The sequence below is a fragment of the Collinsella sp. CLA-AA-H302 genome (genome assembly GCF_040093305.1).
Lineage (GTDB): Bacteria > Actinomycetota > Coriobacteriia > Coriobacteriales > Coriobacteriaceae > Collinsella.
Genome location: NZ_JBBNJW010000017.1, coordinates 1 through 14,141 on the forward strand (window position 1 = coordinate 1; position 14,141 = coordinate 14,141).

Sequence of the window (14,141 nt, forward strand, 5' to 3'; positions counted from 1 at the left end):
AACTTGGTAGCACTAATGTAAGTATACCAAGCGATTGGCGCGCCGCTGACCGGGCATGCGCACCTCTCCGCTTCTTTGGAAACCGAACCCCATTAGAAATGACGAGTTGTTTACGCTTCTTTTGGGCTCACCGTACTATCATGATTCGAATTGAGTGTGAATGATGATAGGGAGCGCCTATACATGATTGAGCTGCTCAGGCGTTTTGGTGGTAAGTTTCGCCGGTATATGGTGATTGGCCCTGCGTGTAAGTTGATCGAAGTGATCTTTGACCTGCTGACGCCGCTGGTGATTGCCCAGATGATCGATAAGGGCATTGGGGCGCACGATGTGAACGCCGTCGTCCGTTACGGCGTGGTGCTCGCCGCCATGGCTGTGATCGGCATCTCGTTTACGCTCGTCTGCCAAAAGATGGCGGCGCTCACCTCGCAGGGCATGGGCACCGACATTCGCGGCGCGCTCTATGAGCACATCAATAAGCTGAGCTACGCCGAGCTCGATCGCTTTGGCACGCCGTCGCTTATCACCCGCATCACCAACGACGTTAACCAGGTGCAGCTCGCTGTGGCGCTGGGCGTACGCATGCTCATCCGCTGGCCCTTCCTGGCGGTGGGCTCCATGGTCGCGGCCCTTGCCATCGACCTTAAGCTCGGCATCATCTTTTTGATCTGCACGCCCGCTATCGGCCTGGTGTTCTGGTTTGTTATGGCGCGCTGCATTCCGTACTACAAGCAGCTGCAGGCAAAGCTCGACCGCATCGCGCTCATTTGCCGCGAGGGGCTTTCGGGCGCCCGCGTGGTTCGCGCCTTCGTGCGCGAGGACCATGAGCGCGAGCGCTTTGCCCAAGCCGCCGATGACCAGGCCAATACTGCCATCGCGGTGGGCAAGCTCTCCTCGATTCTCAACCCTGTCACGTTTCTCGTGATGAACCTGGGCGTGTGCGCCATCCTGTGGGTGGGCGGCATCCAGGTCAACGTGGGCGAGCTCACGCAGGGTCAGGTCATGGCGTTCGTCAACTACATGACGCAGACCCTCACCTCCATCGTGTATGTTGCCAACTTGGTCGTGGTCTTTACCAAGGCGAGCGCCAGTGCGTCGCGTATCAACGAGGTGCTCAATTGTGAGCCGAGCATCACGGACGAGGGCAACCGGTCGGTCGCGCTGCCCAAGCCGAGCGACCTGGCGGGGGACGCCGCTCCGATTTCCGCACTGAGCTTTGACCATGCGAGCTTCTCGTTTGGCGCGGGTGCGGCAAACGCCGTGAGCGATGTGACCTTGGAGCTCCCGCTGGGCAAGACGCTCGGCATTATTGGCGGTACGGGCAGCGGTAAGTCCACGCTCGTCTCGCTCATCCCGCGCCTGTACGATGCAGGCGCCGGCAGCGTGTGCGTGATGGGTGCCGACGTGCGCGCTTGGCCGCTCGACCAGCTGCGCCATGTGGTTGCGACTGTTCCGCAGCGTGCGTCGCTGGTGAGCGGCACCATCCGCAGCAACCTGACCTGGCGTGACGAGTCGGCGACCGACGAGGAGCTCTGGGCAGCGCTCGATATGGCGCAGGCGAGCGAGTTCGTGCGCAACAAGCCGCAGGGGCTCGATGCCCCGGTCGAGGCGGGCGGCAAGAACTTTAGCGGTGGCCAGCGCCAGCGCCTGACCATCGCGCGTGCCCTGGTGGGCTCGCCGCAGATTTTGATTATGGACGACTCCGCCTCGGCACTGGACTTTAAGACCGACGCGGCACTTCGTCACGCCATTCGCGAGCGCAGCATGCTCGGCGCCGCTGAGGGCGGGCTGCCGCTCACGACCGTCATCGTGAGCCAGCGCGTCTCGACCGTGCGCGATGCCGACATGATCTGCGTGCTCGACCACGGCTCGGTCGCGGGCCTGGGTACGCATGACGAGCTCTACGCAAGCTGCCAGCTCTATCGCGAGATTTGCCAGTCGCAGCTGCGCCGCGAGGAGCTCGAGGGCCAGCAGGGGAGTGCGGCACCCACGTCTGCCCCGACTGCCCCTGCACCTACTTGCGCAAAGGAGGGCTGCTAAATGAATCCGTACACCTCTTCCGGTTCGGTCGCCACGATGACGGCCAACGTGTCCGGCAACGATAACCTCAACGATCTGGGCGACGGTCCGCGCCAGCCCGGCGACCCTGAGCGCTATCCCGTGGGCGCGGTGACCCGCCGCCTGCTGGGCTATGTCCGCCCGCACCGCATTTCGTTTGCGGCATCGTTTGTGAGCGCCGCCATCTCGGTGATTTTGCAACTCTACACACCTATTCTCATCGGCGAGGGCATCGACCTGATCGTTGCTGCCGGTCAGGTGGACTTCGATGCGCTGCTGCCGCTTGTCACCAAGCTCGCGATTGTCGTCGTAGGCGCTGCGGCTTTCCAGTGGCTCCAAGGTTATTGCGTTAACCGTCTGTCCTACGAGACGGTGCGCGACATGCGCGTGGAGGCGAGCGACAAGCTCAGCCGCATGCCGCTCAGCTTTATCGACGGCCACGCCCACGGCGACCTCATGAGCCGCGTGGTCAACGATGTCGACCAGGTGGGCGACGGCCTGCTGCAGGGCTTTACCCAGCTCTTCACCGGCATCATCACCATCGTGGGCACGCTTGCGTTTATGCTCTCCATCAATCTGACCATGACGCTCGTGGTGGTGCTCGTCACGCCGCTTTCCATCTTTGCGGCCGGCGCCATCGCCAAGCTTTCCAACAAGAGCTTTACGGCACAGCAGCGCATCCAAGGCCAGCTTGGCGGTCATATTGAGGAATACGTAGGCGAGCAAAAGCTCGTGGACGCGTTTGCCTACGGCCCGCACGCTCAGCAGCGCTTCGATGCCCTCAACGCTGAGCTCTACACCGCGGGCGAGCGCGCGCAGTTTATGGGTTCGCTCTCCAACCCCGGCACGCGCTTTATCAACAACATCATCTACGCCGTGGTTGCCGTGATTGGCTGCGTGGGCGTGATCACAGGCGTGCCGGCGGCGCTTACGGTAGGCGGCGTGCAGATCTTCCTGTCCTATGCCAACCAGTACACCAAACCGTTCAACGAGGTTACCAACGTCATTACGCAAATCCAAACGGCGTATGCCTCGGCGCGTCGTATGTTTGCGTTGCTCGACGCCAGCGAGCAGGAGCCCGATGCGCCAGATGCCGTGGAGCTTGCCTCCCCGCGGGGCGAGGTGGCCTTTGAGCACGTGGACTTTAGCTACGTGCCCGATCGCAAGCTGCTGCAGGACATTTGCATTGACGCCAAACCCGGCATGCGCTTTGCCCTCGTCGGCCCCACGGGCTGTGGCAAGACAACGCTCATCAACCTGCTGCTGCGGTTCTACGATATCGATGCCGGTCGCATTGCGGTCGATGGCAAGTCCTCGCGTGACTACACGCGCGCAAGCCTGCGCCGTGCCTTTGGCATGGTGCTGCAGGATACCTGGTTGTTCGAGGGTACCGTGGCCGAAAACATCGCCTACGGTTGTCCCGATGCCACGCGCGAACAAGTTATCGAAGCCGCCAAGCGCGCACACGCGCACAAGTTTATCGTTCAGCTGCCAGGCGGCTACGATACGGTCATCGGCGAGGACGGCGGCACGTTTAGCCAAGGTCAAAAACAGCTGCTGTGCATCGCGCGCGTCATGCTCACCGATCCGGCGATTCTGCTGCTGGACGAGGCGACGTCGAGCATCGATACGCGTACCGAGCTGCAGGTACAGGCGGCATTCGACGAGCTCATGGCCGGTCGCACAAGCTTTGTCGTGGCGCACCGCCTGTCGACGATCCGCAACGCCGACTGCATTCTGGTCATGCGCGACGGCCAGATTATCGAGCGCGGCACGCACGACGAGCTGCTGGCGGCAGACGGCTTCTATGCCGAGCTCTACCGCAGCCAGTTTGCCCAGTAAGCACGGTCGTGGGGCAAATTAATCAATCGACAGAAGGTGGTTTACATCTGTCACGTTAGTACTAAGATATTCATCTAATAAATTGCATTAGTGGCTTTAGTTTTGGGGAAACGAGGCAACGTGACTATGACGTGCTCTTTGGTGGTCAACAGCAAGAGCGGTAATACCAGGATGGTTTCGGGCGCGATCAAGCGCGCTCTGCAGGCTGCGGGTGTTGAGTTTGTCCATGCCGCGGCATTGAGCGACGATGCGGATGCAGATCAGGTTGCGCTCGAGGCGCAGCGCGCCTGCGCGGCCGACACGGTGCTCGTCGGTTTTTGGTGCGACAAGGGCGCGTGCACGCCTTCGGTCGCGGCGTTGCTCTCCGCCTTGCACGGCAAGCGCGTGTTCCTATTTGGCACCTGCGGCTTTGGGGCCGACCAGAGCTATTATCAGCAGATTATCGACCGTGTATCGTCCAATTTGGCCGAGGATGCCGAGCTTGCGGGCTGGGCGATGTGCCAGGGCAAGATGGGCCCCGCGGTCAAGCAGCGCTACGAGGCCATGCTCGAGCAAGATCCCGACAACGCTCACTTCAAGATGCTGCTCGACAACTGGGTTGCCGCAAAGGACCACCCCACCAAGGAGGACCTGGACAACATGGCCGCAGCTGCCAAGAAGGCCGTGCTGGGCGAGTAGCTTCGCCGTTCGCGGTCCTTCGTGCAAAACAATACAAATGTGAAAGCCTCGAAATTCTCGAGGCTTTTTTCTTAACACGGGGGTGCGGAAGCTGTGCCCCGGAATTTGCCTTTGGAATGGGATGTGGTTTCCGGTTGAGAGGCTCTGTGGAAATTGCATCTCAGTATTCGGTCGAGAAACGGGATGCGGTTTCCCAACGGGGCCGCAAGCGGAAACCGCATTCCACTCCGGACGCGAATTCTGGGGCACGGCTTGCTGAGGGTTATGGGCTGCGAGCGATATGTGGCAGCATAAAACTCCAATAGGAGGGGTTAAAAATAAATGGTACATCCAGCAGTTAATTTTAATGTGGGGGGGGGTATGATTCTTTTGGTTGCGCATAATATCAAACCCTCTATTAATGAATTGCGTAGGGATTAGTCACAGATATTGGATAAAACAGACTAATTTGGGGATAAATGACCGCTTACGTCAAAATAAGTAGCATTTAGCGACAAAACATTGAAAAATATGTAGCACATCGCTATGTTTTTATTACGAAAAGCTTCCAAATTGGCTTATTTCGGACTCACTTTTCAATCGCCTTGCGGTTCCTGTTGAAACTTGCTGACCTTTGGATGGGTCGAATAAGGCCTCGATGGGGATGAATTAATCATTATGGCGGCGCGCGGACTCAAACGATTTATTGCACTTCTTAGCAGCATGGCGCTCGCGCTTGTCATAGCCCTTGCCGTTGTTTCTTTTGCTCCCCGCGCATTTGGATACACGCCTTTTGCAGTGCTTTCGGGCTCTATGGAGCCCGAGCTTCCCGTCGGCTCCATGGTGTTTGTTCGCCAGGTTGATCCAACGGATATTGCCGTGGGCGACAATGCAACTTTTTACCGATCCGACGGCGCCGTAGTGACGCACCAGGTGTACGAGGTCGACCCTGTGGCGCAGACGATCAGCACGCAGGGAATCGCAAACAAAAATGCAGATGGAACCATCATGCACGACGCCGAGCAGACTCCTTTTTCGCGCGTGATCGGTGTCGTTTCTTTTTGTGTCCCTTACCTGGGCTTCGTTAACGCATATTGCACGACGATGCCCGGTTTGCTTGTTGTGGTGGCCGTTCTGGCGCTGCTGGCCGCGGCGTCGATTGTGCTCGATCGGATGGTTCCCGACGAGCCTGCGGACAAGCATGCCCGCGCGCATGCGAGGGGGCGGCGTCCATAGCGGCAGGGGAGAGGTGTCGGCAACGGCAATGGCCGTTGCCGGGGAAAACGATTCTCGAAAGGAAGAGAACGATGGAGAACAAGAGGAAAAAGCGCTACGGCATAGTTGCCGCCTTGCTGTTGCTGGTACTGGCTGCCGGCGTGGGCACCTACGCCTGGCTGACGGCGCAGTCGAGCCTGACCAACAACTTCACCACTGCGGGCATCAACAAGCCCACTACCGATCCCGACCATCCGAATCAGCCGCTTCCGGATGATAACACTAAGGTCAACGGCAACCTGACCGAGACCAAATGGGTTAAGGGCTCTAAGCTCGCCCCTGGCGTGTCTGTACCCAAGAATCCTAATGTCGGTATCGGCAAGGGATCCGAGGATGCATATGTGTACGTTTTCGTGAACAACAAGACGGCGTCTGCCGGGACCGCTGATTTCAAGACGACTTACTTCACCATTAACTCTGGCTGGAAGGCCGTTGATGCGACCGCCGTTGAGGGCGAGCCGACTCATTATCTCGGTGGCCTTTTCGTTTATGTTGGCGAAGGAACCGAGGCTACCCCGCTTATTGCCAGCAAGACTGATGATAAGTGGACTGGCGAGCTGTTCAGCCAGGTGACTACTCCCAAGGACACCGAGCAAAAGGATTTCGCCAATCCTGCCACGATGGATGTCAACTGCTTCATTTACGCAGCAGACAATACCGCTGAGGGTTCATCTGCGTCTGCCTTGACTGCTGCCACGGATTGGGCTAACGGCCTGAAGTAATCCCACCCCCTCCACCGAGATCCCGGCCCGCTCCCCATCCCCATTTTCGGGTCGGGATCTCGGTCTCCCTTTGATCGACGATTGGCGAACGTAATGCTCAACAATCTTTCCGACAATCAGAAACGCACCTTGGCGCTTGCCGCGATGGCGCTGTTGGCCCTGACGTGCCTGTGTGGCACGCTGGCTTTTACCGTTGATATGGTTCCGGCGAACAACGTCCTATCGTTTGGCAGCGTGAAGGTACGAGTCTGCGAATACACCCTAAACGAGCAGGGCGAGGAGATTCCGTTTGAGGCCGACGAGCGCGGCGACTATCCCGACACCGAGGCCGGGGGCTCTGACATCAGCCGCATTGTGCGCGTGGAGAACGCCGGCGCGCAGCCTGAGTACGTTCGCGCTCGTCTGCGCATGACGTCGGTGGCGCCCGACGGTTCGAGTGCGGACGCCTCGGGCAACGTCGCCTTTCACGTGAACGCGGGCGAGGGGTCCCCGTGGATCGATGGCGGCGATGGGTGGTACTACTACCGCGGATTGGCCGGATGCGGGGGCGTGCTCGATTCCGGTGCCATGACGGAGAGCCTCATGGACTCGCTGCGATTTGTGGGCGACTACCACGATGCCGCGCGCGGCGGCTCATACAGGCTCGATATCGACGTCCAGGCCGTGCAGGCCAAAAACCAGCAGGCAAACGATACCGTCCTCGACGTGCTCGACGTCGTGGGCTGGCCGGAGGCGAACTAGCCCATGGAGATTAAGAACAGAAACCGAGGCGTGCTCGGCAGGCTGATCGCTGTGGTGGCAATCGCCCTTTGCTGCGTTGTAGCGCTGCCGGCGGCAGCGCATGCCGAGGATCAGACCGAATTCCATATCACAAACAGGAACGACTTCCTGGCGTGTGTCGCGCTGTCGCGACAGCGCGACACGTCGCAGTGGATCGTCTATCTCGATAACGATATCGTTCTTAACGATGATGATATGAACGCCATTGTTGAGGATACGGTCAAGCACCTCTCCTTTGGCAACAAAGAACATCCCTTTAAGGGCGTCTTTGACGGTCAAAACCATACCGTGAAGGGCCTGAACTACGAGAATAAGGTCTTGGATCCCGAGCGCGATACGGGCTTTTTTGCCGAGACCGATGGCGCCACCATCAAGAACTTCCTGGTCAAGGATGCCAACATCTGGGCTGACTTCCGCGGCGGCATTATCGTGGGCAGGGCGATCAAAACCCACTTCGAAAACGTTATGGTCATGGAGAGCACCCTGCACGTTACGTGTGCCAACAACATGCTCAATGTGATTACCAATGCGGGTTTTGAGGGGGGCCTGATTGCCGGCGAGCTCGACGGTTGCACCCTCTACAACTGCGAGGTCCGTGGTGGCCGCGCCGTTAACAACACGACTTCGGGCGTACAGGCAATCGGTGGCGAGGGCCTGTATATGGCGGCGTTTGCCGGCTACGTTAAGAACTCGACCATCGAGTATTGCCGCGTGACGCCTACGCGCAAAGAGAATGGCTCGATTGCCGAGAAGGGCATGACCGACGTCACCAATAAATACGATGTGGCCATTGGCGCCCTGGGCGGCAACAACGTGTACGCCTCGGGTTTTGTGGGCTGCATGGCAGAAGGCGCTAAAGTCATTGACTGCTTTTCAACGGCGAAATGCTATAGCTATGCTGCTTCTTACGTGGGCGTTGTCTCCGTAACGCGCGCTTGGACGGGCGGTCTTGCAGGCCGCATCTTGTCTAAGAGCGGTAATGAAATCACTCGCAGCCATTTCGCCGGCGATTTGAGCTCGCGCCAGTACAACCCCATCGCCGTGATCCCCATTATTCAAAACGACGTGAACCTGGGCGGTATTGCTGCACGCGCTAATGCGGGTGATGCGACTATCACTGATTGCTACTTCAAGCCCAGTGTCAGCCTATCCGGGTTTAGTCAGGGTACGGCAGCCAAGAAGAAGATTTACGCCCTTGCGGGTGATGGCACGGTATCCGGTGCCGGATTCGGTCCTTGGGACGACGAACGCTACGTCACACGTGAGCTGTGGGAGCAGCATGATTACGACTTCTGTGCCGGCACCATGCGCTCGACTGCTAACGATGCGTATCTGAATGACTCACACCCCAATGAGTGGGCGATGGACTACAAACTGAATATTCCCGTGCATGGCCAGAGCGTTAAGGCGACGATTGATTTTCCCGGTGCAGGCATCGCGACCATCGAGGCAACCAAACTCGGTATTGATCAGGCGACCTCGGATCCGTATACCTTTGCCGTGAGTGCCGTGCTGGCGGGAACGGCCCAGGGCTTGGCCCAGGGCGATACGTCGGTAACGTTTAAGCAGGATACCTCCGCAAAGCCTGAGGGGCTGAGCGAGGAGAACGGCGGCTACCGTTTTATGGGCTGGTTCCGCGAGCCCGATGTGCAAGTGAATCGAATTGGACAAGACAACAGCTGGTTTGACGGCAAGACCGATGCCGATGCTGTGGCTGCTGGCAAGCAGGTCCAGAAGAGCGAGTTGCACGACGAAACGTCAACCTATACTGCCGATAACGCGAAAGGGGCCAAGGCTTTTGAGGGCAATGACCTGTTTATCGCTTCGTACGAGGCACAGGTGCTGTTCTATAACGTTAAGGGCGAGACGCTTGATTGGAAAACCGGTGCTGCGCACGGCAAGTCAACTGATTGGTACCGCTATGGCGTGGGTTTGACGCCCGCTGCCCCCGCGGATCGCGGCAACTTGAAGCCTACCGCGACATTTATCGGCTGGACCACGCAGCCTAGCAGCGAGGCGGGGATGAATGGTGGCTATGCCGCCATCACCTCGACTCAGTTAGCCGAGCTTAAAAATCAGGGAGCTTTTTATCCTGCGGGTAGCGAGATCACGGTTGTCCGTCCTACCGACTTCTACCCGGTGTACAGCGACTACGTGTCGAACATCATAACGGTGTTCGAGGGCAATGAGCAGGACACAACCGACGATAAGACTCTGCGCGACGGTGTGGGCAAAACCAATGTCGACGTCCAGACTACCGAGGACGGCACCAGCGTCTACACGGTACAGGTGTGCAACACGGAAGGTACGCCCCTGTCCAATGGCGGCAAGCTGCCCGATGGCTATCGCTTCTTGGGTTGGTATGAAAACAAGGGGACCGAGGATGCTCCGCTCGAGGTGCGCGTAAGCCGCGACCCCAGCTACACACTCCCTGCCGATGTCGATCTAACTGTGCCACATACCTACATCGCCCGCTTTGAGTACCGAGTGGATTATTACGTTCGGGCTTATACCAACCATGAGTTTACGGACAGCAAGCTACTTTGTTCCGTTTGGAATCGCTATCAAACGCCCTTTGAGGAAAACGTCGGTAGTACCTTCGTGCGTGAAAACGTCGTCCACTGGGGTCCGGAGCATGTTGACCACGGCATAAAGGATAGTTATGACGGAACGTGTGAGACGCGCTACACGACGAAAACCCTTGTCGTGAGTCCCCTTAACGCGTACTCGCACAACGTTAAAAACGATACGGGAGCCGATACTCTAAAAAACCTCTATGCCGATACTGATTTTCCAGGCGCTGCAACGCTAAGCGATACTTGGACTTCGGCTTCGCTGAACGTAACGGCCAAACTGGTGAATGATCGCTATCGCCTGAATTTCTGGACGCTTGAGCGCGATGGTGAATATTGGACATATGTGAAAAATCCCATCGAGAGCATAGTGCGTACAGATAAGAAGTACTACGTTCGCGCGATGATTACCACGGACGTTAATTTCTACAACAAGGGCGATAATGTCGTGAGGACTGCCACGCGGCGCTATGAGAGTAACTTGCTGCAGACCAAGGTGAACGGGGCGGATCCGACGTTCACGTATTACTACCCGCATGTTAATAAGTCGGTTAAAGTGGCCGAAAAACCAGAAGATGGTGAGAAGGGATCGTATGAGAGCCCCCTGACCCTCGAAGCTTCCCCGACCGATGCCGACATGGCCGTGCCGGGCTATAAGTTCCTGGGCTGGATTTCGACCGCCGAGGTCAAGAAGGATTCTGCCGTCTGGAAATATATCTATGATGTCGCCAACGACCCCTATGTGACGAGCGATCCGGAAAAGGCGGCGCCATACTTGGCGACGGATGACTCCAAGGTCACCCAGTGTCAGGATGCCTATCCCGTCTACGCAAAGTTCGACGTCAACTACACCACCAACCTGCACCGCGCCGGTTTTAATGGCACTTCCGAGGTGAATGTTCCTAGGTATGACATCGCCCCTAATCTCAATGCGGACACCGATCCTGCCACGGCAACGGTGATTCCTGATATCGAAACGACGGTATACAAGTCCGGCGGCGAGTTATACAAGCTGAATAAGGTCGAAATCGAACTCCCGAACGGTGAGGTTAAGGAGCTCGAATCTGACGGCAATAACTCGTATACCTATCCCGTGGAGCCCGGCAAGCCCTATACGTTTGTGGCCTACTACACGCCCATCGCGGTGGTGTATCACCTGAACGATACCGATATCGATGGCAAACTCGCGCAGGAGGACGATACGCTCGGCAGTCTTAAGGGCGGCATGCCACTGCCTACGTATAACGTCGGCGATATCGATGCTGCAACGGGTGCATACAATACCTTCGTGGGCTGGACGGAAGTTAAGCCGGTAACTGGCAGCGGTTATATCGTTTGGTCGGACGGCGTTTCCATGGTGAATAAAAACACGGTGGTCAACGCCCCCATGGAGCTGTACCCGGTCTACCGTGCGAGCGCGGTAAAGGTCCAATCGAATATCGATAACAATCTGGATAACCCCGATTCCGTGCGTTTTCTTTCGCGCACCGACTCGGGCGATCAAATATCGCTGGAAGTAAGAGCTACAGCTGAGGTTGTCGGCAAGGATGGCACCAAGTACGACTTTGTCGGCTGGTCGCGTGACTATACATCCGATGGCAACTACACCCTGATGACCGATGAGGAGAAGTATCCCCTTGAGGGTAATGAGCCCTTTAAGAACGTGACCTACACTGCGGTGTACAAGATTGCGCCGTATAAGGTGCACTATCACGGTATCGACGGGTCGGTCATCTTTACGGCGACCGTCGACTCGGGCGATGAGCGCGCACAAGACGGCAAGTCCGGTTTTATCCACACGGTCGATGTCCCTAAAATGGACGAGAGCGGCAACCCCGTGATGGAGCAAAAATCCGTGGCATATGACCCGGATGCCCACTCCAAGATCGTTGCGCTGCTCGATGAGCAGGCGGCCGCCAATGGCGATAAGCGTGAACTCTTCTTGGAATGGCGATATGTGGGTGCCGAAGGTGCTGCGGAGGCTTGGGATACGTTTAAGGACGAGCCGGTCAAGGGAGATATGGACCTGTATCCCGTGACGTATCGCGTGGTTGCCAACGATACGTCTGATGGAAAGCCCGAAAACATGACCGCGCAGCTTAAGTGGCTGCTCGATCCTTCCGCCGCCAACACCGTCGACGACGCCGCCGATAAGGCGCCGTTTAAGGTCTGCTTTGCCGAGCCGTTTATGGGGACGCAACTGACTGTTACGGTGAAGCAGGCAAGCTACGGCCCTGATACGGAGGGCGTTACTGCGGCGGAAGTGCCCGTAAACGACAAGTTTGTCTCGCTCTACAGTCTGGGTTCGGGTGGCGGTTCGTTCGATCTGGCCAACCGCTTGGAGTCCAAGAAGACGGGCGAGGGTGATCAGGGTGACGGCAATGCCGTGTTCAACTTTGCACAGACTCATGCGCTGACGATCGTTAAAAAGACTACCGACGCCAGCGCAATGGGGCAAACGTTCCGCTTTAAGGTAACGCGAAAGGCGTCGGAGGGTTCTCCTGTCGAGACGCGCATGGTCGAGGTAAAAGTTAGCGAGAAGCGCTCCGAAAACGGTGAGGTCTGGTATGTCGGCAGTGTGCAGTTTGCCGTGCCGGCTGGCATCTATACCGTCGAGGAGGACACGGCTTGGGCGTGGCGTTACGAGGACGAACTGAGTACGCCGGGAAAGGCGCCCGGTAAATCTGCCGAGTTGACCATCTCGTCTGCATCGAGCGTGGGCGACACGGTGGTGACGTGCGTCAACACACGTGCGAAAGACAAATGGGTCGATGGTGGCTCGCGTGCCAAGAATGTTTGGGAAAACGGCACACTGAGGAGGGAGGACTAGGATGACTAAGCGTAAGCGGATTGTCGCCCTCCTTGTCGGCGCTCTTCTTTTGGCTGGCGCCGCCGGCACCTTTGCGTGGCTTTCGGTTACGGGTGTGCTGGTCAACGAGTTTGGCTTTGGTACGGTGACGCCCACGGTAGACGAGAAGCTCAATAACAACGTGAAGAGCGACGTTGCGATTGCAAACACGGGCACGGCTCCGGCATATCTGCGGGTCGCGGTGGATATTTACTGGCAGGATCAGAATGGCGCCCGCCTGTGGGATGAGCCGGTTGCCGGCACCGACTACGACATTGTGTGGGGCAGCGTGCGCGATGCATCCGCTTCCAACAACGCCTCGTCTTGGGTCGTCGCGTCCGACGGGTACTACTACTGGACGTCTCCTGTTGCGCCGATGACCAAAACTGACGTGCTCATCAAAAGCGTGACTGAGCAGAAGCTGGATGGCAAGAACCTGGTCGTGGACATCTCGACCCAGGCGATTCAGTCCACGCCCGAAGACGCAGCTACAGAGGCATGGGGCTGTACGGTCAAGGATGGCGTGCTGGTGCCGCCGCATGGAGGTGCGTAAGTATGGCTTCTCCGATTCGTAAAGACGTTGTGTGTTCCCTGCGCTGCGTGATGGCGGCAATCGTCTGCCTTATCGCGCTCACCGTTCCTGCCCGTGCGTTTGCTGACATTCCCACGATTGCCTATGACGGAAATGCACGCCAGCTAACGGTATCGGGAGCGACGGACTCCTCGGGGGAGCCCGATCTGTTTCCAGCCTTTAAAGATTTAATGCCCGGCGATGTACGCGAGCAACAGATTGGGGTTCGTGCCACGGGTGTAAAGTCCCAGGTACGTGTGTTTGTGCGGGCTGTTGTCGATCACGAGACGGCACATCTGCTGTCGCCCATTACCCTAACGGCGTCGGCGGCCGATGCGTCTGCCGGTTGGCTCCAGACGGGAACGCCGGGCAGCGTGTTTGCCTATCCCACGCAGGTCGCAACGTTTACGAGCGATGGCAGCACGGTACTCAATTTGCAACTAAGTGTCCCGACGTCGGTGGGCAACGAGCTTGCCGACGCAAACAAGGCAATTCGCTGGGAAATCACCGCCGAAGACGATGGCGAGAAGATCCCCGTACAACCTGCTGGCAGCAAGAAGCCCGGCTTGCTTGGTCTGGCGGCAACGGGCGACAACACGCTCGCTTTGCTTTTGGTGTTGCTGGCGCTTGCCATCATCGCTTTTATAGCCGCGCTTCTTTTGTCCCGGAGGAACAAGCGCTAGGTCCATCTTCTAAACGCAACGCCCTCCTGGGCGGCGGGCACGAAGTTCCCTGCTCTACAGTCCTGCGCAAGACGAAGGCCACATTAAGTGGCCTTCTTTGCGTGCGGAACTCGCGATGAACTTCGTGCCCGC

9 protein-coding genes are annotated in these 14,141 nt (G+C 57.9%); all 9 read left to right on the forward strand.

The features are described from left to right. Nucleotides 1-183 precede the first annotated feature (183 nt). The 9 genes from AAAV21_RS09660 to AAAV21_RS09700 all read left to right on the forward strand — a co-directional run bounded on the left by AAAV21_RS09660 (nucleotide 184) and on the right by AAAV21_RS09700 (nucleotide 14,009). Complete coding sequence (locus AAAV21_RS09660) at nucleotides 184-2,040, forward strand: ABC transporter ATP-binding protein (RefSeq protein WP_349109274.1); 1,857 nt, start codon at nucleotides 184-186, stop codon at nucleotides 2,038-2,040. Then, complete coding sequence (locus tag AAAV21_RS09665; RefSeq protein WP_349109276.1) at nucleotides 2,041-3,900, forward strand: ABC transporter ATP-binding protein; 1,860 nt, start codon at nucleotides 2,041-2,043, stop codon at nucleotides 3,898-3,900. A gap of 126 nt (nucleotides 3,901-4,026) precedes the next feature. Continuing rightward, on the forward strand, nucleotides 4,027-4,578 hold the full coding sequence (gene bilS, locus AAAV21_RS09670) for a flavodoxin family protein BilS (protein ID WP_349103008.1): 552 nt from the start codon (nucleotides 4,027-4,029) through the stop codon (nucleotides 4,576-4,578). Nucleotides 4,579-5,280: 702 nt separating this feature from the next. Continuing rightward, nucleotides 5,281-5,793 (forward strand): signal peptidase I, encoded by a 513-nt coding sequence (locus AAAV21_RS09675; RefSeq protein WP_349109278.1) that lies wholly within the window; start codon nucleotides 5,281-5,283, stop codon nucleotides 5,791-5,793. 71 nt (nucleotides 5,794-5,864) lie between these two features. Then, nucleotides 5,865-6,554 carry a hypothetical protein gene (locus AAAV21_RS09680; protein WP_349102966.1) on the forward strand — a complete coding sequence of 230 codons (690 nt, stop codon included), beginning with the start codon at nucleotides 5,865-5,867 and terminating at the stop codon, nucleotides 6,552-6,554. 93 nt (nucleotides 6,555-6,647) lie between these two features. After that, the gene (locus tag AAAV21_RS09685) at nucleotides 6,648-7,295 is read left to right on the forward strand and encodes a hypothetical protein (protein ID WP_349102967.1); all 648 of its coding nucleotides are present in this window, start codon (nucleotides 6,648-6,650) and stop codon (nucleotides 7,293-7,295) included. A 3-nt stretch (nucleotides 7,296-7,298) separates the two neighbouring features. Then, nucleotides 7,299-12,737 (forward strand): hypothetical protein, encoded by a 5,439-nt coding sequence (locus tag AAAV21_RS09690; protein ID WP_349102968.1) that lies wholly within the window; start codon nucleotides 7,299-7,301, stop codon nucleotides 12,735-12,737. Nucleotide 12,738: 1 nt separating this feature from the next. Next, a complete protein-coding gene (locus tag AAAV21_RS09695; RefSeq protein WP_349102969.1) occupies nucleotides 12,739-13,308 on the forward strand; it encodes a hypothetical protein in 570 nt (189 codons plus the stop codon). Between the two features lie 2 nt (nucleotides 13,309-13,310). Next, nucleotides 13,311-14,009, forward strand: a complete 699-nt coding sequence (locus AAAV21_RS09700; protein WP_349102970.1) for a hypothetical protein — start codon at nucleotides 13,311-13,313, stop codon at nucleotides 14,007-14,009. Nucleotides 14,010-14,141 lie beyond the last annotated feature (132 nt).